The sequence below is a fragment of the Pantoea sp. OVA07A genome, assembly GCF_019969975.1.
In the GTDB taxonomy this organism is placed as follows: domain Bacteria; phylum Pseudomonadota; class Gammaproteobacteria; order Enterobacterales; family Enterobacteriaceae; genus Pantoea; species Pantoea agglomerans.
On record NZ_JAHXYM010000010.1, the window covers coordinates 13,138 to 38,804 of the forward strand.

The following is a 25,667-nucleotide window of genomic DNA, read 5'->3' on the forward strand; positions in this document are numbered from 1 at the left end:
CGCTCCTGTTAAAAACCGGCGGCGCTGCCGTTACTGCGTGGATCGCTTGCGCCCTCAAACATGCCGTTGCTGTGGCGCACAATGGCGCCCGCATGGCCCACGGATTCGCTGAAGTCCGGCAGCAGCTCCACCTCATGTCCCCACAGACGCAGCATCAATACCGTTTCGTCGTCAAAACGACCTTCCAGTTTCAGCGAGTCTGATGATTGCCCCCAGGTCCGGCCCAGCAGCCAGCGCGGCGCACTGACCGCCTGTTGTAACGGCAAGCCCTGAATCACATGGCGGGTAAAAATCGCCGCCTGAGTCTGCGGCTGTCCATCCCCACCCATCGCGCCATACACCAGCGTCCGGCCATCTTTCAGCCGTGCGGCGGCGGGATTCAGGGTATGAAACGGTTGCTTACCGGGTGCCAGGGCCAGCAGATGGTCAGGATCAAGGCTGAAAGCGGCACCGCGGTTCTGCCAGGTGACACCCGTGCCGGGCAGCACCACACCACTGCCAAATTCGTGATAAATGCTCTGAATAAAGGAGACGGCCAGGCCGCTGCTGTCCATCACGCCCATCCAGACCGTATCGCCCGGCCCGCGTCCGTTTCCCCAGGCTGCCGCCTCTCCATCGATGATCTGGCTGGCGAGTGTGGCAAGGTGATCGCTGTCCAGCAGCGCCTGCAAATCTTCCGTGACGTGACGTGGATCGGTGATGTGTTTGTCGCGCAGTGCAAACGCTTTTTTGGTGGCTTCCACGATACGGTGCACCGTCTGCGCATCGTCAGCCTCCGCCATCTCCAGCCGATCGGTGATGCCCAGGATCGCCAGCGACACCATGCCCTGCGTTGGCGGGGTGATATTCCAGATGTCACCTTCGCTGTGGGAGAGATGCAGCGGCGTCGTGCGGCGGGCGCGATGCTGCTGCAGATCGGCCAGCGTCACCGGCATGCCCAGCGTGGCCATCTCATCGGCCATATGGTGAGCCAGCGTGCCGCGATAAAAGCTGTCGAGCCCCTCTTCAGTAAGCTGGCTCAGGGTGTTAGCCAGGGCAGGCTGGGTAAAACGGCTGCCTGGCTGCGGCACGTTGCCGTCAGGCATAAAGGTGGCGCTGAAGCCGGGCTGATGCTGCAATTCACTGCGGAACGTCGCGGTGGCGGCGCTCTGTGAGGCAGTCACCGGAATACCGTCAGCGGCGTAGCGAATCGCATCGTGCAGCAGACGTGCCAGCGGCAGCGGTGGGGTGCCCATCTCAGCCGAGAGATTCAGTGCCTCCTGCCAGCCGCTGACCGTACCGGCCACGGTCAGCGCCGCTTTCGGCCCGCGATGCGGAATCTTAGGGTGATCGGCGTAGAAATCGTGATGAGCCAGCGAACCGGCTGCGCCGCTGGCGTCGATAGCGACAGGATCGCCGCCGGGCGGCAGAATCAGCCAGAAACCATCACCGCCCAGTCCATTCATATGCGGGTAAACCACGGCGATGGTCGCGGCAGCGGCCACCATCGCTTCAATGGCATTACCGCCATCACGCAGAACCGCGAGCGCGCTTTCACTCGCCAGATGGTGTGGCGTCACCGCCATCCCCTGCGGGGCCATATTGCTTTGAATCATCTTTTTCTCGTTATCCGGGTGACAGAACCGATAACAAAGCAAGAGCTGTTCCAGTTTTCACCCTGAGCTGACAATGCGCCGCTTAACCTGGCGCAAATTGTGCTAGCTTCTGCTGAAACAAAAGTTACAGGACGGGTTATGAAACAGCTTGATGAACGACTCAGGAGTCACTATTCCCAGCTCTCTCCGCAGGAGCAGCGCATTGCCGACTTCGTGTTTGACCACTTCGATGACCTGATCAGCTACAACAGTGCCGAGCTGGCGCGGCTCAGTGGCGTGTCGAAAGCCACGGTCAGCCGGCTGTTTAAGCGTCTGGGCTATGAAAAGTACAAGGATATGCGTGATGAGTTACGCATCCTGCGCCAGAGCGGCATGCCGCTGACTGATAATCGTGATGCGGTGCAGGGCAATACGCTGCTGGCGCGACACTACAAGCAGGAGATGGCTAACCTGACGCAGTGGGTGAACAGTCTGGATGCCCGGCACTTTAATGAGGTTATCCAGCAGCTGGCGCAGGCAAAACGCGTCTTTATCATCGGCATGCGCAACGCCTATCCGGTGGCACTGCATCTGCGACAGCAGCTGGTGCAGGCGCGTTCGCAGGTACATATCCTGCCGCAGCCGGGCCAGACGCTGGCTGAGGAGCTGGTGGATATTACGCCGGAGGATATGGTGGTCGTGATGGCCTTCCGTCGTCGTCCCCGCATCATTCGCCCGCTGATGCAGCAGTTGCAGGCGGCCGGTATCCCGCTGCTGGCGCTGTGTGAGCCGCAGGCGCAGACGGTGATTGCGCTGGCGCGCTGGCAGCTCTGTACGCCGCTGGACAGCGTTTCCGCCTTCGACAGTTATGGCTCCGCCATGAGTCTGGTTAACCTGATTGCCAATGCACTGCTACATGAAATGCTGGCACAGGGACGTCAGCGCATTCATCAGATCGCCGACCTTTACCAGCAGTTTGACGAGCTGGAGCACCGCTAAAAGGCACCGTTTTGGTGCTTTGCCCCATTTCAGAACAGACCTTCCCCCGGCGTAGTCGTCCCGATTACGCCAGATTTCAGCTGAATGCTTTGCCGCTTAACCCTTTTTCTGTGGCCGTCCGGATTGGCACATTAGTTGCAGATTGCATCTCAAAGAATCTTTTGTTTCACGTTAATCTCACCGGGGTGCATAATGAAAAAAGTTTTGATGGCGGTTGCGACAGCGGCATTACTGATGGCACAAGCGGGAAGCGCGCTGGCCGATCAACTGCAGGACATCCAGAAACGCGGCGTCATTCGCATCGCCGTGCCGCAGGATTTCCCGCCGTTTGGCTCGGTTGGCACCGATCTGCAGCCGCAGGGGTATGACATCGACACGGCCAGATACCTGGCAAAACAGATGAAACTTAAGTTGCAGCTGGTGCCGGTCAGCAGTGCCAACCGCGTGCCTTATCTGCAAACCGACAAGGTCGACCTGGTGATCTCCAGCATGGGTAAAAATGCCGAGCGGGAAAAAGTGATCGACTTCACCCGCGCCTATGCGCCGTTCTTCCTGGGCGTATTCGGGCCGAAAGGCGATGAAATCAAAGCGGCGTCTGCCCTGAGCGGCAAATCGATTGGCGTAACACGCGGTGCGGTAGAGGACATGGTGCTCAGTGACGTTGCGCCGAAAGATGCACAGGTGAAACGCTACGAAGATAACAACACCACCTTGTCTGCGTATCTCTCCGGTCAGGTGCAGTATGTGGCGACCGGCAACCTGGTGGTCGCCGCCATTGCCCGTCAGAATCCGGCCAAAGCGCCGGTGGCGCAGTTTATGCTGAAAGATTCTCCCTGCTATATCGGCCTGAAGAAAGATCAGCCGGCACTGAAAGCGAAAGTGAATGCGCTGATTGAGCAGGGCATCAAAGATGGCACCCTGAATAAACTGTCAGAAGAGTGGCTGAAAGCGCCGCTGCCCGCCAACCTCGGCGCCTGAGGAAAGATTCATGACCGGGCAACTTAACTTTCCCGCCCTGTGGCCCTACTGGCCGGAGCTGCTCTCCGGTCTTTGGGTCACCATTCAGCTGACGGTGCTGGCGACTACCGGTGGTGTGGCGCTCGGCATTGCGGGCGCGGCGCTGCGCAGTGGCAGACCCAGCTGGATGAGCCGCCTGTGGGGCATCTATGTCGAGCTGATCCGCAACACGCCGTTTGTGGTGCAACTGTTCTTTATCGTTTTCGGTCTGCCTGCGCTGGGGCTGAAACTCACTGCTGGCGAGGCGGCGCTGCTGGCGATGCTGATCAACCTCGGGGCGTATAGCACCGAGATTATTCGTGCCGGAATACAGGTGACACCCAAAGGGCAGTGGGAAGCGGGACGGGTGCTGGGATTAACCCGCAGCCAGACGTTTCTGCGGGTGGTGTTGCCGCCCGCGCTGCAGCGCATTTATCCGGCGCTGGTAAGCCAGTGCATCATCGTGATGCTGGGTTCGTCGGTGGTGTCGCAGGTCTCCTACGAGGAGCTGACCTTCGCCGCCAACCTGATCCAGTCGCGCACCTTCTTAAGTTTTGAGGTCTATCTGGTGACCACGCTGATCTACCTGGCGTTGTCGATTGCGATGCGCCATCTGCTGCTGGCGATTGGCCGTAAATGGTTTGGAGTGCAGCCATCATGATGACGACCTTTACCGACTGGGACATCCTGCGCAACCTGCTGCTGGCGGCACGCTGGACCCTGTTGCTGTCGCTGGTGGCCTTTGTCGGCGGCACACTGGTGACGCTGCCGCTGCTGTTTATGCGCCTGCTGCAACGCAAATGGTTAACGCGGCTGGTACGCGGTTACACCGCGCTGTTTCAGGGCACGCCGCTGCTGATGCAGCTGTTCCTGGCGTTTTTCGGCGTCGGCCTGTTCGGCATTGATGTTGCACCCTGGACGGCAGCCTCGCTGGCGCTGACCTTCTACACCAGCGCCTTTCTGGTCGATATCTGGTACGGCAGCATCCGCGCCCTGCCAAAAGGCCAGTGGGAAGCGTCGCGCTGTCTCGGCCTGACCTTTGGTCAGACGTTGTGGCGGGTCATTGCGCCGCAGGCGATCCGCATCGGTATTGCCCCGACGGTGGGGTTTGCTGTCCAGGTGATCAAGGGCACCGCGCTGGCGTCAATTATCGGTTTTATCGAGCTGACCAAAGCGGGCACCATTCTGAACAACGTGACCTATCAGCCGTTTAAAGTCTTTGGGCTGGTGGCGCTGGGCTACTTCCTGATGTGTTATCCGCTGTCTCGCTACAGCCAGTATCTGGAGAAAAAATTCAATGCCGCTCATCACCATTAATCAGGTGCAAAAATATTACGGCGACAACCATGTGTTGAAAGGCGTGGATCTGGATATCGACATGGGCGAGGTGATCTCAATCATCGGTCGCAGCGGATCGGGCAAAAGCACGCTGCTGCGCTGCATGAACGGGCTGGAAGGCTATCAGGAGGGCAGCATCAAGCTCGGCGGTATGACGATTACCGATCGCGACTCGCATGCGCGTGAAATCAGCCGCTCGGTCGGGATGGTGTTTCAGAGCTTCAATCTGTTCCCGCACATGACGGCACTGGAGAACGTGATGCTGGCGCCGCGCCGGGTGCTGAAAAAAAGCGAGGCCGAGTGCCGGGCGCTGGCGGCGCAGATGCTGGAGAAAGTCGGGCTGGGCGAGCGTCTCAACTACTATCCTGCCAGCCTCTCCGGCGGTCAGCAGCAGCGCGTGGCGATCGCCCGTGCACTGGCGATGACGCCGAAAGTTTTACTCTGTGATGAGATCACCTCCGCGCTCGATCCCGAGCTGGTGGGCGAAGTGCTCAAAGTTCTGGAGCAGCTGGCGTCAGAAGGGATGACGCTGATCCTCGTCACGCATGAAATGAGCTTCGCCCGCGACGTGGGCGATCGTGTGGTCTTTATGCATCAGGGGCGCGTCTGGGAGCAGGGCGACAGTAAGACGCTGTTCGCTCAGCCGCAGTCACCGGAGCTGAAGCAGTTTATCTCTTCGGTTCGCCTCTGATTCTGAAAAAGGAAATTACGATGGATATCAATCACTACCCGCAACTTAACCCGCCACAGCGTCTGCTAATGGGGCCAGGACCGATCAATGCCGATCCACGTGTGCTGCGCGCCATGTCGAGTCAGCTGCTGGGGCAGTACGATCCCGCGATGACCCACTACATGAATGAAGTGATGGCGCTCTATCGCGGCGTGTTTCGCACAGAGAACCGCTGGACGCTGCTGATTGACGGCACCTCCCGCGCCGGTATCGAATCGATTCTGCTGTCATCGATCCGGCCTGGCGACAAAGTGCTGGTACCGGTGTTTGGCCGCTTTGGTCATCTGCTGTGCGAAATTGCCCGCCGCTGTCGTGCGGAAGTGCACACCATTGAAGTGCCGTGGGGCGAAGTCTTTACTCCCGACCAGATCGAAGATGCGATCAAAAAAGTGCGGCCGCGCCTGCTGCTGACCGTACAGGGCGACACCTCAACCACCATGCTGCAGCCGCTTGAGCAACTGGGTGCGATCTGCAAACAGTATGGCGTACTGTTCTACACCGATGCCACCGCGTCGCTGGCGGGTAACGCGCTGGAAACGGACGCCTGGGGGCTTGATGCCGTATCCGCGGGGATGCAGAAATGCCTGGGCGGTCCATCGGGTACCTCGCCGATCACGCTGAGCGCAGAGATGGAAGCGGTGATCCGCAAACGCAAATGCGTAGAGCAGGGGATCCGCACCGAGGCGCATCAGGATGGCGAAGAGGAGATGATCTACTCCAACTATTTTGATCTCGGCATGATCATGGATTACTGGGGGCCGGAGCGGCTTAACCACCATACCGAAGCGACCAGCGCACTGTTTGGCGCGCGCGAGTGCGCCCGGCTGATCCTGCAGGAGGGGCTGGACAACGGCATCGCCCGCCACAAGCTGCACGGTGAAGCATTGCTGAAAGGCATTCAGGGGATGGGGCTGGAGACCTTCGGCGACCTGAAACACAAAATGAACAACGTGCTGGGCGTGATGATCCCGTCTGGCGTAAACGGCGATCAGGTTCGCAAGCTGATGCTGGAAGATTTCGGCATTGAGATTGGCACCTCGTTTGGCCCGCTGCATGGCAAGGTGTGGCGCATCGGCACCATGGGCTACAACGCGCGTAAAGATTGCGTGATGCAGACTCTCTCCGCGCTGGAAACGGTGCTGACCTATGTCGGCTATCGCACGCCACAGGGTGCCGCCGCGCAGGCCGCCTGGGATCACTACGGGAGCCACGCATGATGATGAGCGCCAGCGAAGCCCAGGCCGCTGCACAGCGCGTTATGGCGCGCTGCGATGCGCTGGCGGCGATCAGCGAAACGGCCGAGGGGCTGACCCGCGTCTACCTCTCACCCGAACATCTGCGCGCCAACGCCTTTGTCGGTGAGTGGATGCAGGCGGCGGGGATGCAGGTGTGGCAGGATGAAGTGGGCAATATCTGTGGGCGCTACGAGGCGGCAGAAGCGGGTGCACCCGCGTTATTGCTTGGTTCGCATCTCGACACGGTGCGCAACGCCGGTCGCTATGACGGCATGCTGGGCGTGCTCAGCGCCATTGAAACCGTACAGTGGCTTAACGAACATCAGCGCCGCTTACCGCTGGCGATTGAAGTCATTGGCTTTGGTGACGAAGAGGGCACCCGTTTTGGCATTACGCTGCTCGGCAGTCGTGGCATTACCGGCAGCTGGCCGCAAAGCTGGGTGACGCATCCTGACGGCAACGGCATCACCGTGGCGCAGGCGATGGCGGATGTCGGGCTCGACAGCGACAGGATCGCATCTGCGGCGCGGCGGGTTGAGGATATCGTCGGTTATCTTGAGCTGCACATCGAGCAGGGCCCCTGCCTGGAGCAGGAGGATCTGGCGCTCGGTGTGGTCACGGCCATCAACGGTGCGCGCCGCCTCAACTGCCGTTTCACCGGTGAAGCGGGCCATGCGGGCACGGTGCCGATGACCCACCGCAAAGATGCGCTGGCTGCCGCTGCCGAGTGGATGGTGTTTATCGAGCAGACCACCCGTGAGCAGGATCCGCAACTGGTGGCTACCGTCGGTACGATTAACTGCGCGCCGGGAGCGGTCAATGTAATCCCTGGCGAGGTATCGCTGTCGCTGGACGTGCGCGGTCCGCTGGACAACCCGCTGGAGACACTGCTCTCCAGCCTTTTAACCCAGGCGGAGGCGATTGCGCTGCGGCGTGGACTCCGCTTTGAGTCGAACGAATATTATCGCATCGGTGCCACCGCCTGTGACTCCGCGCTGCAACAGGCGCTGAGTCATGCGGTGGAAACGGTGCAGGGGCGCAGCCTGTCACTGCCGAGCGGTGCGGGGCACGACGCCATCGCTATCGCTGAACGCTGGCCGGTCGGCATGCTATTTGTGCGTAACCATCGTGGTATCAGCCACCATCCGGCGGAGTCTGTCGCGGTGGCTGATGTGGCGCCCGCGCTGCAGGCTTATTTACAGGCGGTCTCGCTGATTGCTGAACGGAGCTGAACATGGAATTAGCTGCATTTAATCAGCTGCCTGCTGACGAGGCGCAGGCGGCCATCCGGCATTGTGTCGCCATCCCGCACTGGCAGCAGTCGCTGGTGGCAGCCCGGCCTTTTGACACCCTGGATGCGCTACGGGAAACCGCCGATGCGCTGGCCCGCCAGTGGCATCAGCCTGAGCTGGAGGCAGCACTGTCGGCGCATCCCCGCATTGGCGAACGCGCGAACGGTGCGGATAAAGAAGCGGCACTTTCACGCGGAGAGCAGTCCGCCATGCAGCAGGCCGACAGCGCTTTGCAGCAGGCAATGCAGCAGGGGAATCAGGCGTATGAAACGCGTTTTGGCCGGGTGTTTCTGATTCGCGCTAAAGGGCGCAGCGGCGAGCAGATGCTGGCAGAATTGCAGCGTCGGTTGCAGAATAGCGATCCTGCCGAGCAGCAGGAGGCGCTGAATCAGCTGCGTGAAATTACCCTGTTACGCCTGAAGGAGACGATTCAATGAGTACTGTTACCACCCATATTCTGGACACGGCGCTGGGCAAACCGGCCAGCGGTGTAGCGATTTCACTTGAGCAGAACAGCCCGGAAGGGTGGTTTCCGATTTCACAGGGTGAAACCGACAGCGACGGGCGTCTGAAAGATCTGACGCCCGAGCCGCTGACGCCGGGCCACTACCGTTTAACGGCAGAAATCGGCGACTATTTTGCTGCCGCCGGTCGGGATGCACTCTACGTCAGCGCGCAGATCGATTTTATGATTGCCGAAGCGGGCAGCCATTTTCATCTGCCGTTTCTGATTTCGCCCTGGTCCTGGTCAACCTATCGCGGCAGTTAATGGGCGGGCTGACTGCCCGCCCGCCATTCACAGCGAAAAGCGATCCGCATCCTGCCAGGCCGGGAAGCGCTCGCGATAAGCATTCAGTGCGTCCAGCGACAGCTCTGCGTCCAGCCTGGCGCGCTGGTGCGGCTCAGCCCCACTGAGGATCTCACCCTGCGGTGAAATAATCTGGCTGTCGCCGCTGTATTCATGCTGATTGCCGTCGCTGCCGACGCGGTTACAGCCTGCCACATAAGCCTGATTTTCAATTGCCCGCGCCAGCAGCAGTGCCTGCCAGTGCAGTGCACGCGGTGCAGGCCAGTTGGCGACATAGAGCGCCAGATCGTAATCGTTGCGGTTGCGCGAGAAGACCGGGAAACGCAGGTCGTAACAGATTTGCGGCAGGATGCGCCAGCCGCGCCACTCAAACACCTGACGCTGTTCGCCAGGCAGATAGTGGTGATGCTCGTCCGCCATGCGGAACAGGTGGCGCTTGTCATACTGATGTAGCGTGCCGTCCGGCTCCACCAGCAGGAAGCGGTTTACCGCGCCGTGTTCGGTCTGAATCGCCGCACTGCCGCCGACCAGGGCATCGTTGCGACGTGCATGCTGATGCAGCCACTCCACCACCTGCGCCTGAGGCAGCGAGCTTTTCGCCGCTTCCATTGCAAAGCCGGTGGTAAACATCTCCGGCAGTAAAATCAGATCGCGCCCGGTGAGTCCATCCAGTTGCTCGTCAAAATGGCGCAGGTTGGCCTCGCCATCCATCCAGCTCAGCGTCTCCTGCAGTAACGTGATTTTTAAATCTGACATAAGCGCTCCGCGGCGGCATCTAATGTCGCCGGCTGTTTGGCAAAACAGAGGCGGATCAGTTTATGAGGAAAGGCATCGGCGCAGAACACCGACAGAGGAATCGCGGCAACGCCCACTTCGCGGGTCAGCCACTGGCAGAAACTGACATCATCCAGATCGGAGACGGCGCTGTAATCGACCAGCAAAAAGTAGGTACCTTCGCAGGGAAGCACCTTAAAGCGGCTGCTGCTTAGCGCCGTTGCCAGCCGATCGCGGCGGTCGCGATAAAACGCTGGCAGCTCAAGATAGTGCTCCGGATGCTCACGCAGCATATCGTCAATCGCCAGCTGTGCCGGCGTATTCACCGAGAAGGTCAGATACTGATGCACCTTGCGCAGTTCAGCGCTGATCGCGGCAGGGGCAATGCAGTAGCCCACTTTCCAGCCGGTCATATGGAAGGTCTTTCCAAACGACGACACCGCGATAGCACGCTGGCGCAGTTCGGGATGTGCCAGCACGCTGGCGTGGCCTGCCTGATCGAAGCAGATGTGCTCATAGACTTCGTCGCTCAGCACATAGACCGGCCGCGCAGCAATCGCCTGCCACAGCGCGGCGAAATCCTGCTGCTGCCAGACGGTGGCGGAAGGATTGTGCGGCGTATTCAGGATCACCAGCCGGGTTTTATCACTCAGCAGCGCAGCAAACGCCTGCCAGTCCACCCGGAAAGCGGGCGGCTGCAGCGTAATGCGTTTCATCACGCCGCCCGACAACTCTACTGCAGGCGCATAGCTGTCGTAGCTGGGATCAAAGCAGATCACTTCATCGCCTGGCCGCACCAGCGCGGTAATCGCCGCATAGAGCGCTTCGGTTGCGCCTGCCGTCACCGTAATCTCTGTTTCGACATCAGGACGATAGTCATAGAGCCGCGCGGTTTTCTCTGCAATCGCCTCACGTAACGGCAGCGCACCGGTCATCGGCGCATACTGGTTCGCGCCCTGGCTGACATGATACGCCAGCCGCTGCTGCAGATAGTCCGGGCCGCTAAAATCGGGAAAGCCCTGAGAGAGATTGATAGCGTTATGCTGCTGCGCCAGCGCACTCATCTGGCTGAAAATGGTGGTGCCGAGCAAAGGGAGTTTACTCTCGGGGATCAGGTTGTGCTGCGTCATGATGTCAGGCCTTAAGCGCGAAGATTGATGCGGTGTCACCCGGTGTTTGTGCCACTATAAACAGGATGATAGTATTTGGCAATCAAGACGCTTAGATGGCTAAATGCGTCATGCTCCACACCTCAGCTTCGTTAGCTTCGTTTGCTTACCCCGGTCACTGACAAGTGTCAGCTCCCGGGGATGCGCGCACTTGCTGCCTTGCTGAGATGCGGATCATCTGGCAGGACCCGGAGAGTATGGTTCAGCAGTCAGGCACGTTTGCTAACTGTTTAAGATTTTCAACCTGTTGTAATTTTATAGCCATTATCGTTATCTGGGCTGAGCCACCCGAGATCACATTTCACCGCAAGGAACTTTTATGTCGCAGAGTCTTCCATTAGATCAGCTGGTCGCCGCCTGTCACTGGATTGGCGCGAAAGGCTGGGCACCGGCCACCGGCGGAAATATGTCGGTGCGCCGCGATGAACATGTCTGCCTGCTGAGTGAATCGGGCAAAGATAAAGGCACGCTGACGCGGGATGACTTTATCGAGGTCGATATTGCCACCAGCCAGTCGCTCTCTGGCCGTAAGCCGTCGGCAGAAACCGGTCTGCACACGATGATCTATCGACTCTTTCCCGAAGCGGGCGCGGTGCTGCATACCCACACCGTGAATGCGACGGTGCTGTCGCGGGTGGAGCAGGGCGCGGCGCTGCTGCTGCACGGCTATGAGATGCAAAAATCATTAAGCGGCCAGCACACCCATCTGGATACGCTGGCCATTCCTGTGTTCGACAACAGCCAGGACATTGCGGCGCTGGCGTCAGAAATTGAAGATTACGCCGCCCGCTTTCCGCTGCGTTACGGCTTTCTGCTGCGCGGTCACGGCTTAACCTGCTGGGGCCGGGATGTCAGCGAAGCACGACGTCATCTGGAAGGTCTGGAATTTTTATTTGAATGTGAACGTCAACGTCGCCTGCTGGAGAGAGCATGATTCGCGCCATTGTTACTGATATCGAAGGCACCACCAGCGATATCCGTTTTGTACATAACATCCTGTTTCCCTACGCCCGCCAGCATCTGGCGAGTTTTTTGCGTGAAAATGCGCATCAGCCCGAGGTCGCCGCAGCGCTGCAGTCGGTACGTGAGGAGGCCGGTCAGCCGCAGGCCGACCTGGATGCGGTGACAGAGATTCTGCTGGGGTTTATGAACCAGGATCGCAAATCAACCGGCCTGAAAGCGCTGCAGGGCATGATCTGGCGCGATGGCTATGTTAACGGCAGTTTTACCGGCCATCTCTATCCTGACGTCCTGCCAGCACTGAGCCGCTGGAAGGCGCAGGGCATTGAACTGTATGTATATTCCTCCGGCTCGGTTGCGGCGCAGAAATTGTTATTTGGCTACAGCGACGAAGGTGATATTACTGACTTCTTCAGCGGCTATTTTGATACGCACGTGGGTGCCAAACGCGAAGTCGCAGCCTATCGCGCTATCGCCGCTGAAATTGGTCAGCCAGCGGAGCAGCTGCTGTTTCTCTCCGATATTCATCAGGAGCTGGATGCCGCCGCTGAGGCGGGCTGGCAGACGCTGCAACTACTGCGTGGCGATGCGGAAGGCGAGAGTCGCCATCGTCAGGTGACGGATTTTTCCCAGATTAACCCGGAGTCAATTTAGGATGAGCGCACTGACTATTTTTACCGACCGCGAAGCCAGCCAGCCGGTGTGGCACAGCACCGACGCGGAAGAGATTCGTGAACGCCTGAGCACCAAAGGCGTCCGTTTTGAGCGCTGGGAAGCCGATCGCGATCTGGGTGAAAATCCGGATCCCGAAACGGTGATCAACGCCTATCAGCATGCGATCGATCGGCTGGTGGCAGAGAAGGGCTATCAGAGCTGGGATGTGATCAGCATGCGCGCCGATAATCCGCAGAAAACCGTGCTGCGCGAGAAGTTCCTCTCTGAACATACACACGGCGAAGATGAGGTGCGTTTCTTTGTTGAGGGTGCCGGACTCTTCTGTCTGCACCTGGATGGCGAGATCCTGCAGATCCTCTGCGAAAAAAACGATCTGATCTCGGTACCAGCGGGAACACCACACTGGTTTGATATGGGATCGTCACCGCACTTCACGGCTATCCGTATTTTCGATAATCAGGAAGGCTGGGTAGCGAACTTTACCGGCGATAAGATTGCGGATGCCTATCCGCGTCTGGCGTAAACCGCCCGTCGTTTTCGCAAGGCGTTTGCCGCTCACGGTAAACGCCTTGCAGACCGTTATTGTGGCTGGAAAATACCACCCTGAACCTGGTCAGGCGTGACTACCCCGGTGTCCAGTACCCAGCCGCTGATCAGGGTGGCGGGCGTGACATCAAACGCCGGGTTATAGACCTTCGCCGCTTCCGGCGCCCACTGCACGCTGCCAAAACTGCCGGCAACGCCCGTCACTTCACTGGCGGCGCGCTGCTCAATAGGAATCGCTGCGCCGTCCGGACAGCTGCGATCCAGCGTGGTATGCGGGGCCGCCACGTAAAACGGAATCTGATGATAATGGGCCAGCACCGCCAGGCTGTAGGTGCCGATTTTATTCGCCACATCGCCGTTGGCGGCAATGCGGTCAGCGCCTACCCATACGGCATCGACCTCTCCACGGGCCATCAGGCTGGCGGCCATGGAATCGGTGATCAGGGTGTAAGGAATCGCCAGCTCACCCAGCTCCCAGGCGGTTAACCGGCCGCCCTGTAACAGCGGACGGGTTTCATCAACCCAGACATTCTTAATCAGCCCCTGCTGATGGGCGCGGGCAATCACGCCAAGGGCGGTGCCCACACCGGCGGTGGCGAGTCCGCCGGTATTACAGTGGGTCAGCAGCTGGCTGCCGGGTTTCACCCGCGTATAACCCGCGTCAGCAATGGCGTCACACAGCTGCTTATCTTCCTGCACCAGTCGCCAGGCTTCTTCTGCCAGCGCGGGGGCAAAGTCCGGCTGCGCCAGCGCCAGTTTCATCCGGTCCAGATTGTTCATCAGATTGACAGCGGTAGGGCGGGCGGCGCGCAGGGTCTCCAGTGCCTGCGCCAGTTCAGCGCGCGTCTGCCCCTGTTCTGCCAGCAACGCCAGCAGCAGCGAGGCGGAAAGGCCGATCAGCGGCGCACCGCGCACCCGCAGCGCATGAATATGTTCAATCAGCTGGGGCACGCTGTGCGCGGACAGCCAGTTCTTTTGCTGCGGCAGTGCCTGCTGATCCAGAATCCAGAGCTGATTGTCACGAACCTGTAAGCTGGTGGTTTGAAGTGTCTGCATTGTGGGTGAAATCCATGTTGCGTTAATGATACCTATTGTGCCAACATGCTGAACGGATGTATAGACGTCTGAACGGCTTATTACACCCAGGTTATCCCCCTTCGATTGATGAGGAACAGGCAATGTCGCAATACCGTACCTTTACTGCTGCTGATGCTGTGGAATATGCCCGACAATTTGGCGGCGTGGACAATCCTGCCGCGCTGAGCAGCGCAGAAGAGATTGGTGATGGCAACCTCAACCTGGTGTTTAAAATTTATGACGATCAGGGCAACAGCCGGGTGGTGGTCAAGCAGGCGCTGCCCTATGTGCGCTGTGTGGGTGAGTCATGGCCGCTGACGCTGGATCGGGCGCGGCTGGAAGCGCAGACCCTGGTCGAACACTACAAATATTGTCCGCAGCACACGGTGAAGATCACCCATTACGATGCGGAGCTGGCGGTGATGGTAATGGAAGATCTCTCCAGTCATCGCATCTGGCGCGGCGAGCTGGTGAAGGGCGCTTACTACCCGGAAGCGGCTCAGCAGTTAGGCGACTATCTGGCACAAACCCTGTTTCATACCTCCGATTTCATCCTGCATCCGCACCAGAAAAAAGCGGAAGTAGCGCGTTTCATTAATCCGGAAATGTGTGAAATCACCGAAGATCTTTTCTTTAACGATCCCTATACCGACCATGAGCGCAATAGCTATCCCGAAGCGCTTGAACCGCTGGTCGCCAGCCTGCGTAATGACGATGCACTGCGCATTGCGGTAGGCGGTCTCAAGCATCGTTTCTTTGCCCACGCTGAAGCGCTGCTGCATGGTGATATTCACAGCGGCTCGATTTTCGTTGCTGATGGCAGCCTGAAAGCGATTGATGCGGAATTTGGCTATTTTGGCCCTATCGGTTTTGATGTCGGCACCGCCATTGGCAACCTGCTGATTAACTACTGTGGCCTGCCGGGTCTGCTGCCACCGCGTGAGGCCGTCGATGCACGCGAGCAGCGCCTCAGCGATGTGCACACCCTCTGGACCACCTTTGCCTCGGGCTTTCTGGCACTGGCGGCTGAGAAAACCCGTGATGAGGCGCTGGCTTATCCAGGCTATGCAGAGGCGTTTCTGCGTAAAGTATGGGCCGATACCATTGGTTACTGCGGCACCGAACTGATTCGCCGCACGGTGGGGATGTCACACGTGGCGGATATGAAGCTGATTGCCGATCCGGCGATGCGTACCGACTGCATCCGTAATGCAATTAATCTGGGACGCACGCTGATTCTGGCGGCCGATCATGTAGAAGATGTGGATGCGCTGATTGCCCGCATCCGTCAGGCGGGATAAAAAAAGCCGACGTGATGTCGGCTTTCAGGTAAATCAAAGGCTGGCTGTAAGAGTGTGCCCGCGCCGGAAACAGGGGCAGATCGGAAAGTCGCTAAAGCCATCCCTGGCTCGCTCGGCTCGCGTTGTCCTGACGCGGGACGCTTTCCTCTTCTGACCCTGTTCCTGCGCCGGTGATGCAGGCTAACGCTAACCCTATGCTGCCTCACTCGCCCGCGACGCAGCCTGAGGGGCTTTCTCTGGCACCGGCACTGCCAGCGCATCCGCCTCAAACTCATCGACGTTAATCGAACGCAGGCGGCTGGCCTCAGCACGCTGCAACACTTCAGCCTCTTTAGCATCAATCCAGCCCTGCTCCAGCGCGCGCTTCGCCAGCGCATCCAGCCGGGTAAAGGAGAGGTGCTGCTTCGTCTGTTTGCACAGCCTGTCATGGATCACTTCTGCCGCCATCACATCCTGCAACGCCTGTTCCAGCTGACCGGCAGGGTTGTGCTCGCTGGGCGTCAGGTACATGCCACGGCCCAGACGGCTGCGGGTAGCTGACGGCTGTTGCAGCAGTTTTGCCAGCTGATGGTCCAGACGGTCAGACGGAGCAGGGCAGTGATGACCGCCTGCAAAAATAGTCATCCGCAATGCGCCCGCGACCAGACGGTTCGGGAAGTTACGCAGCAGATCGTCCATCGCGACTTCCGCCTGATGTAACGCATCCTGCACGCCCCAGTGCACCAGCGGCAGATCGGCTTCGTTGCGGCCTTCATCGTCATAGCGTTTCAGCGTCGCCGAAGCGAGATAGAGCTGGCTCAGCACATCGCCCAGACGCGCCGAAATACGCTCACGACGTTTCAGGCTGCCGCCCAGCACCGCCATCGACACATCAGAGAGCAACGCCAGGTTGGCACTGATGCGGTTCAGATGCTGATAGTAACGACGGGTGCCATCGCGGGTCGGGGTGGCGCTGGTGCGTCCGGCGGTTAAGCCCAGCCACAGGCTGCGCATGGTGCTGCTGCCGACATGACCGATGTGGCTGAACAGCGCCTGATCAAACGCGTTAACATCGTTGCTGGCTGCTGCCGCCATCTCCTGCAGTACATAAGGATGGCAGCGAATCGCACCCTGTCCGAAGATAATCATGCTGCGGGTCAGAATATTAGCGCCTTCTACCGTGATGGCGATAGGCGCACCCTGATAGGCGCGGGCCAGGAAGTTGCTGTTACCCAGCATAATGCCTTTACCGCCGGCAATATCCATGGCGTCGATGATGGCGCGCTGACCGCGATGGGTGCAGTGATATTTCACAATCGCCGACAGCACTGCCGGTTTTTCACCCTGCATAATACCGGCGGTAATCAGCGTAGCCGCCGCATCCATCACGTAGGCGTTACCGGCAATGCGCGCCAGCGGCTCTTCAATCCCTTCCATCTTACCGATTGAGACGCGGAACTGACGACGGATATGGGCATAGGCGCCTGTCGCCAGCGCCACACTTTTCAGGCTGCCGGTTGAGTTCGATGGCAGCGTAATGCCGCGACCCACAGACAGACACTCCACCAGCATCCGCCAGCCCTGACCGGCCATTTGTGGGCCGCCAATAATATAGTCAATCGGCACAAAGATATTGTTGCCGCGTGTCGGCCCGTTCTGGAACGGCACGTTAAGCGGGAAGTGGCGATGACCAATCTCCACGCCGGGCGTGTTGGTCGGGATCAGCGCACAGGTAATGCCAGGATTTTCGTTATCGCTGAGCAGATGATCCGGGTCGGAGAGTTTAAATGCCAGCCCCAGCACGGTGGCGATCGGCGCCAGCGTAATATAACGCTTGTTCCAGGTCAGCCGCATGCCCAGCACCTGCTGACCCTGCCACTCGCCCATGCAGACCACGCCGGTATCGGGGATGGCTCCGGCATCTGAGCCCGCTTCCGGACTGGTCAGCGCAAAGCAGGGGATCTCATCGCCGCGTGCCAGCCGGGGTAAATAGTGATTTTTCTGCTCTTCAGTGCCGTAGTGTTGCAGCAGTTCGCCCGGACCTAATGAGTTAGGCACGCCTACGGTAATCGCCAGAATCCCGGAGACGCCCGACAGTTTTTGCAGCACGCAGGCCTGCGCATAGGCGGAGAAATCGAGTCCGCCATACTCTTTTTTGATAATCATCGCGAAGAAACGATGCTCTTTCAGATAAGCCCACAGTTCCGGCGGCATATCGGCCAGCTCATGGGTGATCTGGAAATCGTTGGCCATGCGGCATGCTTCTTCAACCGGACCATTGAGAAAAGCCTGCTCGTCGGCAGTCAGGCGCGGCTGCGGATAGTTGTGCAGCTTCTGCCAGTCTGGTTTGCCCTGAAACAGATCGCCTTCCCACCAGGTGGTGCCCGCATCGATCGCTTCTTTTTCGGTGCGTGACATCGGCGGCATCACCTGCTGGAAGCGCTGAAACATCGGCTTTGAAAACAGGCTGCGGCGCAGTGACGGCAGGTTGAACGGCAGCAGGATGATCGCCAGCGGCAACAGTAACCATGGCGTCCAGAGGTGAGCAAAAGCCATCGCAGCAGTCCACAGCAGCAGAATCGCGCTGCTGAGCCGCAACGACAGGCGGTGATAGAACAGGGCGCCAATCAGCGCCACCGTGGCAAGTATCGAGACAACCATCATAATGAACCGCTCCAAGTAGTAAGAGGTCTGACCTGTTATGTAGAGAGGTTTAGAGCAGTTGGGTTGATTTATCAATTTGTTTACATCGCAATTACAACCTGCCTCACAAAAACCGATTTCTGTCCATTTTTGCATCACCCGCTGCAGTGATAATCGCCGCCACTGCCTGGCCAGCCATGGCATGACGCTTTGCGCTGACCGGCCATTCCGTTAAACTTGCTGCGATTAACCTCTCCTAAAAAAGGACATCCCTATGTACCAGGACATTATCCGCTCTGAGCTTAATGAAGCTGCTGATACGCTGAATAAATTCCTCAGCGACGAGGCCAATATCCATGCGATCCAGCGTGCGGCGGTGCTGCTGGCTGACAGCTTTAAGGCGGGCGGCAAGGTGCTTTCCTGCGGTAACGGCGGTTCACATTGCGATGCGATGCATTTCGCTGAAGAGCTGACCGGTCGCTACCGCGAAAATCGTCCTGGCTATCCGGCGATTGCCATCTCTGATGTCAGCCATCTCTCCTGCGTCAGTAATGATTTTGGTTATGACTATGTCTTTTCACGCTATGTGGAAGCGGTAGGGCGTCCGGGCGATGTGCTGCTGGGCCTCTCAACTTCCGGTAACTCTGCCAATATCATTAAAGCGATTGAAGCTGCCCGTGCGCAGGGGATGAAAGTGATCACCCTGACCGGTAAAGATGGCGGTAAGATGGCAGGCAGTGCCGACATTGAAATCCGGGTGCCACACTTTGGTTATGCCGATCGCATCCAGGAGATCCACATTAAAGTGATCCACATCCTGATGCTGCTGATCGAAAAAGAGATGGTGAAGTAACTGCGCTGGCCTCCCGCCTGACGGGAGGCCGCTTACTCTAAGGCGGTGGCTATGTGCGAATTGCTCGGGATGAGCGCCAATGTTCCCACGGATATCTGTTTCAGCTTTACCGGTCTGGTTCAGCGTGGCGGTGGAACCGGGCCTCACAAAGATGGCTGGGGCATTACCTTCTACGAAGATAAAGGTTGTCGTACGTTTAAAGATCCGCTGCCGAGCTTTAACTCGCCGATTGCGCGTCTGGTGCAGGAGTATCCGATCAAATCGCATTCGGTGGTGGCGCACATCCGCCAGGCGAATCGCGGGCAGGTGTCGCTGGAAAATACCCACCCGTTTACCCGTGAGTTGTGGGGCCGTAACTGGACCTATGCGCACAACGGGCAGCTCAGGGGCTATCGGCAGCTGGAGACCGGCACATTCCGGCCGGTGGGCGAAACGGACAGCGAGAAGGCGTTCTGCTGGATCCTGCATCAGCTGGCGACGCGCTATCCACGTACGCCAGGCAACTGGCCTGCGGTATTCCGTTTTATCGGGGAGCTTGCCGGCACGTTGCGGCAGAAGGGCGTGTTTAACATGCTGCTGTCAGACGGCCGTTATCTGATGGCCTTTTGCTCCACCAATCTTTACTGGATCACCCGTCGCGCACCCTTTGGCCGGGCGCAGTTACTGGATCAGGATGTGGAGGTCGATTTTCAGCAGCACACCACGCCGCATGACGTGGTGACGGTGATTGCTACGCAGCCACTGACGGCCAATGAAACCTGGCAGCGGATCGTGCCAGGTGAATGGGCGTTATTCTGCCTTGGAGAGCGCCAGGAATGAACGTGAAGCCGCTTCGGGACTGGCTAAAACCGGTGCCGGGCTGCTGTTCATCACATATTTACCGCTGGCGACATTAACCATCGGCGGCTGATGATATTTAGCAAAGTAAGCGTATCCCGGCTGCAGCTGCTGCCAGAAACTGGCATAGGTGGAGTAGCGGTGACGCTGCATATTGCTGTCGGTCATGCGGAATGGATAGATGCTGATGCTGATATCCTGCTGGCCGTTACGCAGCGCGGCATTCACATAGGTAAAAATCTCATCCATATAGGCGTTAGTCATGGCATAGCAGCCAATCGACTTACAGTCGCCATGAATCATCAGGTAATTGCCGCTGTAGCCCTGATTACGATCGTACTGATTCGGAAAGCCGATGTTGATCGCGCGATAAAACCGGCTATCCGGCTTCAGCTGATTCAGCTTCACGTTGTAAAAACCTTCCGGGCTTTTGAAATCGCCTTCACGGCGTTTCGGGCCGAGGCCGCCAGAAAAGTTACAGATGCGGTAGGTGTCCAGCAGGCGGTATTCGTTACCGATTTTGCCGTAGAGTTCGAGCGTGCGTTCTTCCTTGAAGATCTGGATATAGACCGGGGTGCCGAGTAACTGCTTCTTTAATTCTTTGCTGACCGGTGCCGTTGAGACGGGTTCGGGTGTCATTGCCATGCTGAGGGCTGGCAGTAAAATCATCGCAAACAGGAGTGCGATTTTGCCCATGCTGTGTGTACCTTGAGGTGAAGAGAACATGACGCAAAATGTGCGTCTCTGTTTGCATTATCGGAACTGTCCGCTACCGCAGCGCAACATTAAACATTGTCTGTTTTTTTAGCAAGACGGCGTCAGCCAAATTCGCGATTTACTGAAGGATATTCGGCCAGAAATTTGTAAACTTTAATCGTCAGCGCGACAAATATTGCAGTTACCCCTGCCAACTGTATACTTATCCAGTGCCGGAGGGGGTATGCGTAAAATCATTCATGTCGATATGGACTGCTTCTATGCCGCGGTGGAGATGCGTGATAATCCCCAGCTGCGCGACATCCCGATCGCCATTGGTGGCAGCCGCGAGCGTCGCGGCGTGATCAGCACCGCCAACTATCCGGCGCGCAAATTTGGCGTGCGCAGCGCGATGCCAACCGGCATGGCCCTCAAGTTATGCCCGCATCTGCGTCTGCTGCCAGGACGCTTTGACGCCTATAAAGAAGCCTCCGCGCAGATCCGCGACATCTTTACCCGCTATACGCCGCTGATTGAACCGCTCTCCCTCGATGAAGCTTACCTGGATGTCACCGACAGCCCCCACTGTCACGGCTCTGCCACGCTGATGGCGCAGGCGATCCGTGCCACCATCTACCGTGAAACCGGGCTTACCGCCTCAGCGGGCATCGCCCCGATTAAATTTCTGGCGAAGATCGCCTCTGACCTCAATAAGCCGGACGGCCAGTTCGTGATTACCCCGCCGGAGATGTCCGGTTTTCTGCTGACCCTGCCGCTGGCGAAGATCCCTGGCGTCGGCAAGGTCTCGGCCAAAAAGCTGGAAGAGATGGGGCTGGTGACCTGTGGCGACGTGCAGAAGGCGGACTTAGCGCTGCTGTTAAAGCGCTTTGGCAAGTTTGGCCGGGTGCTGTGGGAGCGCAGCAATGGCATTGATGACCGCAGCGTGATCGTTGAGCGCGAGCGTAAATCGCTGGGGGTTGAACGGACGCTGGCGGAAGATATCAGCGACTGGGATGCCTGCCTGGAAATTATCGATTTTCTCTACGCCGAACTGGAACGCCGGCTGACGCAGATCCGACCTGACAAGCAGGTGGCGCGACAGGGCGTCAAACTGAAGTTCAGTGATTTTCAGCAGACGACCCAGGAGCATATCTGGCCGGTGCTGAACAAAGAGGACATGATTGCCATCGCCCGTAAAACCTGGGATGAGCGTCGTGCCGGGCGCGGCGTGCGGCTGGTGGGATTACATGTGACGATGGTGGATCCCCAGCTGGAGCGTCAGCTGCTGCTGGGTCTGTAACCGTCAGCCTCACCGACCGGCAAGGCTGACATCCGATTACTTCTTATATTTCGCCGCCAGGGTCGCAAACCACGGTGCGACGAAATCCTCATTGCTGCCCCAGCCCGGAATGATCTTGTTCAGTGACGCGACGTTCACCGCGCCAGGCTGGCTGTTAAGCTGTTGCTGAGAGATTGATGCCGCTTTAAACTGATAAGTCGCTGGCGTCTCTTCACCGGCAATTTTCTTCGCCACCAGACGCATATTCACCGCGCCAATAGTTTTAGGATCCACCGCTACCGTCTGCACCCACGGGCTGTTTTTCTCGCGAATCAGCTGCAAATCCTGGTTCGAGACATCAATGCTGTAGAGCTTGATCTCGGTACGGCCATTCTCCTGCAGCGCTTTGTAAGCGCCCTGGCTGAAGGCGTCCCAGGCACCCCAGATGGCGTCGATTTTGCCTTTCGGGTATTTCGCCAGAATCGCGCCAATTTTATTGGCGGTGTCGCCCTGAACGTCAGTTGAAACCGCACCAATCGACTCAAGCTGATGAATGCCCGGATTCTCTTTCAGCAGTTTTTCATACACCACCTGACGGCGTTCCATCGGCGGGAAACCGGCAACCCATAGCTTGACGATGTTCGCCTTGCCGTTGAAATCATGGATGAGCTGGCCCAGCGACAACTGCGCCAGTGAAGCGTCATCCTGCGCGGTGACGGTGACGCCCGGGATCGGGCTATCCACCGGCGTATCAAACACCGACAGCTTAATGCCTGCATCGGCAATGCGCTTCACCAGTCCGCTGGCGTAGGGCGCTTTACCGTGCGACAGCACGATGCCGTCATATTTCTGGCTGATCGCCTGATTCACGAAATCCTGGAAGCGCGCATCGTCGCCATTGCTGAGAAAGGTGCTGACCTTGAAGCCAAGCTGGCGACCCTGCTGAATGGCACCGGCAACAAACTGGGTGGTGTTGTCATCGGAGCCGAGATTGCGGATCACCGCAATACGGATCGGGCCATCATGACTGGCGATAGCCGCAGGCACCGGCGTGACGGTATCCGCGAAGGCGGCGCTGGCGTTCAGCAGGCTCAGGGCCAGCAGCGAGAGTGTTATTTTTTGCATTGTTATCAACTCCGGTAAACGCGCCTCAGCGGCGCTGGATATAGGTGATCGCCAGTGCTAAAGCCAGCACCAGCCCTTTAATAATGTCCATGGCGTAGTAGGGAACAGAGAGCATCACCAGACCGTTCTGCAGCACGCCGAGGATCACCGCACCGACCAGCGTGCCCAGTGCATTCGGCTTGCCGGAACCCGCCAGTGAGAAGCCAATCCACGCCGCCGCGACGGCGTCCATCAGGTAGCCGCTACCGGCGTTCACCTGCGAGGAGCCGATACGCGAGGCGAGCAGAATGCCGCCCAGACCGGCCAGCAGTGAGGCGATCACATAAGCCAGCACCCGATAGCGGGTGGTGCGGATGCCGGAGAGGCGCGCCGCTTCCGGATTGCCGCCCAGCGCATACATCCGGCGACCATGTTTAGTCAGGGAGAGCGCCAGTTGCGCGGCGACGGTGACGACCAGCATGATGATGACGATGGTGGGCACCTGGCCGAGCAGGCCAAACGCCGCCGGAATGGTGCCTTCCGCCATATCACCGCTCGGCAGCACCATGTTCTCGGTGATCGATCCGCCAAAGCTGTAGGTCATCGCCACCCCCTGAATCACAAACAGTGTCGCCAGCGTTGCCAGCATGTCGGGGATGCGCAGGATCACAATCAGAAAGGCGTTAAACAGCCCGACCAGGGTGCAGAGCGCCAGGGTGAGCAGAATGGCGGTGGTAGTGCCGAAGCCGTACCAGACAAACAGTGAAATCACCAGTGCATTGGCCAGCGAGGCGGTCGATCCGACCGACAGATCAAAGCCGCCAACGGTCAGCGAGATCGAGACGCCGATCGCAATCACCGTGACAATGGCAATTGAGCGCAGAATATTGATGATATTGTTGGGTTCAAGGAAGCTGTCGGAGGCGAGACCAAAGGCGGCGATCAGGATCACCACCGTGAGCAACATGCCCCATTTATAGAGAAAGTCGAACAACTGGTGACGCCATGGCGAGGCTGTCAGATTCAGGCTGGTTTCTTTGCTGCTCACGCAGGGGTTCCTCCGGTGGAATAGAGCAAAAGCGTCTCTTCGGTGACGTCGCGTGCAGCCAGTTCGGCCACAATGCGTCCATCCCAGAGCACGCAAATCCGGTCGCATAAACCGACCAGTTCAGAAAACTCTCCCGACGCGTAAATGATGCCTTTCCCCTCGCGCGCCAGGTTATCGATCAGGGTGAAGAGTTCGGTTTTGGCTTTGATATCGACGCCTTTCGTCGGCTCATCGAAAATCAGCACGTCGGCGTTGTTGCGCAGCCATTTGCCTATCGCCACTTTCTGCTGATTGCCGCCGGAGAGACGGCGCAGCGTCTGTGCCGGACCGGTGGTGCGCACCTGCAACTGCTGGATAACCTGCTCCGCCCAGCGCCACGCCTGGCGATGACCAAACAGGCTCCAGCGCGAAAAGCTGTCGTCTGCACTGACGCTGAGGTTCATTGCCACCGACTCATCAATAAAGATCCCCTCTTTACGCCGCTCCTCCGGCACCAGCGCCATGCGGCGACTGACGGAGTCATGCGGCGAACGGGGCTGCCACGGCTGGCCATGCAGTTCACCGCGACTGACGCGGCTTTTGCTGGCACCAAACAGCGCCTTACAGAGTTCGGTTTTACCGGCACCGGCCAGGCCTGCAATGCCCAGAATTTCCCCTTTGTGCAATCGTAGCGAGATATCCTGCAGCAGTTGCTCATCATGAAGACCGTCAATCGCCAGCAGCAGCGGCTGAGTCTGCTGCGCACGACGGGCCGGGAAGATATCGGTGAGCTGATGCCCCAGCATCTTCTCCACGATCTGCTCACCGCTCAGTGCCGCCATCGGGCCGGTTTCGATCAACCGGCCATCACGCAGCACCGTCAGCTGGTCACAGATTGCTTTCAGTTCATGAATGCGGTGAGAGATAAACACCACGCCGATGCCGCTGGCCTGCAGGCGACGCACCACAGCAAACAGCCGCTCACTTTCATGCTGATCCAGCGGGGCAGTGGGTTCATCCAGAATCAGAAAGCGGCAGTGGTGCGACAGCGCGCGCGCCAGCAGAATTTGCTGCTTTTCAGCCAGGGTGCAGCGCTCCACCAGCCGGTTGACGTCCAGCGCCACGTCGAGCTGAGCCAGCAGCGCCCGCGCCTGACGCCGAACCTCGCCCCAGCGATAGCGGTGGCCAGGCTCTGCCAGCCGATCCAGCAGAATGTTTTCCGCGACGCTGAGCTGCGGCACCAGCGCCACGTCCACTTCCTGCTGAACCAGATGGATACCCAGCCGTTTCGCATCACGCGGCGTACGGATGGAGACCGGCTCACCATCAAGCAGGATCTCGCCGCTGTAGTGGCTGTGCGCACCGGAAAGGATCGCCATCAGTGTTGACTTGCCCGCGCCGTTAGCGCCGGTCAGAGCATGTACTGAATGGCCGTCACTGCGGAAATCCACCGACGATAGCGCGGCAAACCCGCCAAAAGCGATGGAGATGTTACGCATCTCAAGGCAGTTTAACCCTGGCATGTCATTACTCTCCTGAAGAATCACTGGCCGCATTTTTTCCTGAACCTTCAGGCGCGGCAACAGCCGAAAGCGCATAAGCTAGCACGAAATCTTATTAGCCATCCAGACATCTGGACATAATGGCGGCTGTGACCAGCGAAGCGCGGGAAAGCGGCGGAATAACGGGGTAAAGGACGGAAAAGGCAGCGAATTATGCTGGGGGAAAGTCACAGGCATAAAAAAACCAGGCCGGAGCCTGGTTTACTTTTTTTG

Annotated in this window: 25 protein-coding genes; 16 read left to right on the plus strand and 9 right to left on the minus strand. The window is 58.5% G+C overall.

Annotated features, from left to right (window positions below):
* Nucleotides 1–8: 8 nt before the first annotated feature.
* Nucleotides 9–1,595 (minus strand): gamma-glutamyltransferase family protein, encoded by a 1,587-nt coding sequence (locus LC417_RS21555; protein WP_223566339.1) that lies wholly within the window; start codon nucleotides 1,593–1,595, stop codon nucleotides 9–11.
* Between the two features lie 138 nt (nucleotides 1,596–1,733).
* On the opposite strand from LC417_RS21555, the gene hpxU reads away from it, so the two are divergent.
* The 9 genes from hpxU to uraH all read left to right on the plus strand — a co-directional run bounded on the left by hpxU (nucleotide 1,734) and on the right by uraH (nucleotide 8,933).
* Nucleotides 1,734–2,573 (plus strand): MurR/RpiR family transcriptional regulator HpxU, encoded by an 840-nt coding sequence (gene hpxU / locus LC417_RS21560; RefSeq protein WP_033771018.1) that lies wholly within the window; start codon nucleotides 1,734–1,736, stop codon nucleotides 2,571–2,573.
* Nucleotides 2,574–2,765: 192 nt separating this feature from the next.
* Complete coding sequence (locus LC417_RS21565) at nucleotides 2,766–3,551, plus strand: transporter substrate-binding domain-containing protein (protein ID WP_010255154.1); 786 nt, start codon at nucleotides 2,766–2,768, stop codon at nucleotides 3,549–3,551.
* A 10-nt stretch (nucleotides 3,552–3,561) separates the two neighbouring features.
* Nucleotides 3,562–4,230: an amino acid ABC transporter permease gene (locus LC417_RS21570; protein ID WP_010255155.1), complete on the plus strand. Its 669-nt coding sequence runs from the start codon at nucleotides 3,562–3,564 to the stop codon at nucleotides 4,228–4,230.
* Nucleotides 4,230–4,886 (plus strand): amino acid ABC transporter permease, encoded by a 657-nt coding sequence (locus LC417_RS21575; protein WP_010255156.1) that lies wholly within the window; start codon nucleotides 4,230–4,232, stop codon nucleotides 4,884–4,886. Before LC417_RS21570 ends, LC417_RS21575 begins: the two co-directional genes overlap by 1 nt.
* A complete protein-coding gene (locus LC417_RS21580) occupies nucleotides 4,867–5,598 on the plus strand; it encodes an amino acid ABC transporter ATP-binding protein (protein WP_223566340.1) in 732 nt (243 codons plus the stop codon). Before LC417_RS21575 ends, LC417_RS21580 begins: the two co-directional genes overlap by 20 nt.
* Nucleotides 5,599–5,618: 20 nt before the next feature.
* Nucleotides 5,619–6,854 carry an alanine--glyoxylate aminotransferase family protein gene (locus tag LC417_RS21585; RefSeq protein WP_010671148.1) on the plus strand — a complete coding sequence of 412 codons (1,236 nt, stop codon included), beginning with the start codon at nucleotides 5,619–5,621 and terminating at the stop codon, nucleotides 6,852–6,854.
* Entirely contained in the window at nucleotides 6,851–8,104 is a 1,254-nt protein-coding gene (gene hpxK / locus LC417_RS21590) for an allantoate amidohydrolase (RefSeq protein WP_060679517.1), read from the plus strand. The genes LC417_RS21585 and hpxK overlap by 4 nt, the downstream gene beginning before the upstream one ends.
* 2 nt (nucleotides 8,105–8,106) lie before the next feature.
* A complete protein-coding gene (uraD, locus tag LC417_RS21595; RefSeq protein ID WP_223566341.1) occupies nucleotides 8,107–8,601 on the plus strand; it encodes a 2-oxo-4-hydroxy-4-carboxy-5-ureidoimidazoline decarboxylase in 495 nt (164 codons plus the stop codon).
* Nucleotides 8,598–8,933, plus strand: a complete 336-nt coding sequence (gene uraH, locus LC417_RS21600; RefSeq protein ID WP_010671151.1) for a hydroxyisourate hydrolase — start codon at nucleotides 8,598–8,600, stop codon at nucleotides 8,931–8,933. The genes uraD and uraH overlap by 4 nt, the downstream gene beginning before the upstream one ends.
* Before the next feature lie 27 nt (nucleotides 8,934–8,960).
* Here the strand turns inward: uraH and LC417_RS21605 are convergent, their stop codons facing one another.
* Together LC417_RS21605 and LC417_RS21610 are read right to left on the minus strand one after the other, a co-directional pair.
* Nucleotides 8,961–9,728 carry an amidohydrolase gene (locus LC417_RS21605; RefSeq protein WP_223566342.1) on the minus strand — a complete coding sequence of 256 codons (768 nt, stop codon included), beginning with the start codon at nucleotides 9,726–9,728 and terminating at the stop codon, nucleotides 8,961–8,963.
* A complete protein-coding gene (locus LC417_RS21610; RefSeq protein WP_223566343.1) occupies nucleotides 9,716–10,876 on the minus strand; it encodes a pyridoxal phosphate-dependent aminotransferase in 1,161 nt (386 codons plus the stop codon). The genes LC417_RS21605 and LC417_RS21610 overlap by 13 nt, the downstream gene beginning before the upstream one ends.
* Nucleotides 10,877–11,234: 358 nt before the next feature.
* On the opposite strand from LC417_RS21610, the gene LC417_RS21615 reads away from it, so the two are divergent.
* Genes LC417_RS21615 through LC417_RS21625 form a run of 3 tightly spaced genes read left to right on the plus strand, consistent with a single transcriptional unit; the run spans nucleotide 11,235 to nucleotide 13,073 of the window.
* On the plus strand, nucleotides 11,235–11,849 hold the full coding sequence (locus LC417_RS21615; protein WP_010255165.1) for a methylthioribulose 1-phosphate dehydratase: 615 nt from the start codon (nucleotides 11,235–11,237) through the stop codon (nucleotides 11,847–11,849).
* Complete coding sequence (gene mtnC, locus LC417_RS21620) at nucleotides 11,846–12,529, plus strand: acireductone synthase (protein ID WP_223566344.1); 684 nt, start codon at nucleotides 11,846–11,848, stop codon at nucleotides 12,527–12,529. The genes LC417_RS21615 and mtnC overlap by 4 nt, the downstream gene beginning before the upstream one ends.
* A gap of 1 nt (nucleotide 12,530) precedes the next feature.
* On the plus strand, nucleotides 12,531–13,073 hold the full coding sequence (locus LC417_RS21625) for an acireductone dioxygenase (protein ID WP_010671156.1): 543 nt from the start codon (nucleotides 12,531–12,533) through the stop codon (nucleotides 13,071–13,073).
* A gap of 56 nt (nucleotides 13,074–13,129) precedes the next feature.
* Here the strand turns inward: LC417_RS21625 and mtnA are convergent, their stop codons facing one another.
* Complete coding sequence (mtnA, locus tag LC417_RS21630) at nucleotides 13,130–14,152, minus strand: S-methyl-5-thioribose-1-phosphate isomerase (RefSeq protein ID WP_223566345.1); 1,023 nt, start codon at nucleotides 14,150–14,152, stop codon at nucleotides 13,130–13,132.
* Between the two features lie 122 nt (nucleotides 14,153–14,274).
* On the opposite strand from mtnA, the gene mtnK reads away from it, so the two are divergent.
* The gene (mtnK, locus tag LC417_RS21635; protein WP_033771026.1) at nucleotides 14,275–15,474 is read left to right on the plus strand and encodes an S-methyl-5-thioribose kinase; all 1,200 of its coding nucleotides are present in this window, start codon (nucleotides 14,275–14,277) and stop codon (nucleotides 15,472–15,474) included.
* A 192-nt stretch (nucleotides 15,475–15,666) separates the two neighbouring features.
* Here the strand turns inward: mtnK and fadE are convergent, their stop codons facing one another.
* Nucleotides 15,667–18,117 (minus strand): acyl-CoA dehydrogenase FadE, encoded by a 2,451-nt coding sequence (gene fadE / locus LC417_RS21640; protein ID WP_010255176.1) that lies wholly within the window; start codon nucleotides 18,115–18,117, stop codon nucleotides 15,667–15,669.
* 253 nt (nucleotides 18,118–18,370) lie between these two features.
* Here fadE and lpcA point away from each other — a divergent pair, with 253 nt between their 5' ends.
* Nucleotides 18,371–18,949 (plus strand): D-sedoheptulose 7-phosphate isomerase, encoded by a 579-nt coding sequence (gene lpcA, locus LC417_RS21645; RefSeq protein WP_010255178.1) that lies wholly within the window; start codon nucleotides 18,371–18,373, stop codon nucleotides 18,947–18,949.
* 51 nt (nucleotides 18,950–19,000) lie between these two features.
* The gene (locus LC417_RS21650; RefSeq protein ID WP_010255181.1) at nucleotides 19,001–19,768 is read left to right on the plus strand and encodes a class II glutamine amidotransferase; all 768 of its coding nucleotides are present in this window, start codon (nucleotides 19,001–19,003) and stop codon (nucleotides 19,766–19,768) included.
* On the opposite strand, the gene dpaA is transcribed toward LC417_RS21650, so the two are convergent.
* Complete coding sequence (gene dpaA / locus LC417_RS21655; RefSeq protein ID WP_010255183.1) at nucleotides 19,739–20,482, minus strand: peptidoglycan meso-diaminopimelic acid protein amidase; 744 nt, start codon at nucleotides 20,480–20,482, stop codon at nucleotides 19,739–19,741. The two genes, LC417_RS21650 and dpaA, sit on opposite strands and share 30 nt — an antisense overlap.
* A 244-nt stretch (nucleotides 20,483–20,726) precedes the next feature.
* On the opposite strand from dpaA, the gene dinB reads away from it, so the two are divergent.
* Nucleotides 20,727–21,782 (plus strand): DNA polymerase IV, encoded by a 1,056-nt coding sequence (gene dinB, locus LC417_RS21660; protein ID WP_010255185.1) that lies wholly within the window; start codon nucleotides 20,727–20,729, stop codon nucleotides 21,780–21,782.
* A 36-nt stretch (nucleotides 21,783–21,818) separates the two neighbouring features.
* Here the strand turns inward: dinB and LC417_RS21665 are convergent, their stop codons facing one another.
* Genes LC417_RS21665 through LC417_RS21675 form a run of 3 tightly spaced genes read right to left on the minus strand, consistent with a single transcriptional unit; the run spans nucleotide 21,819 to nucleotide 25,415 of the window.
* Nucleotides 21,819–22,886, minus strand: a complete 1,068-nt coding sequence (locus LC417_RS21665) for a sugar ABC transporter substrate-binding protein (protein WP_223566346.1) — start codon at nucleotides 22,884–22,886, stop codon at nucleotides 21,819–21,821.
* A gap of 25 nt (nucleotides 22,887–22,911) precedes the next feature.
* A complete protein-coding gene (locus LC417_RS21670) occupies nucleotides 22,912–23,913 on the minus strand; it encodes an ABC transporter permease (RefSeq protein ID WP_010671160.1) in 1,002 nt (333 codons plus the stop codon).
* Nucleotides 23,910–25,415, minus strand: coding sequence for a sugar ABC transporter ATP-binding protein (locus LC417_RS21675; RefSeq protein ID WP_031292786.1), 1,506 nt, complete (start codon nucleotides 25,413–25,415; stop codon nucleotides 23,910–23,912). Before LC417_RS21675 ends, LC417_RS21670 begins: the two co-directional genes overlap by 4 nt.
* Between the last annotated feature and the right edge of the window lie 252 nt (nucleotides 25,416–25,667).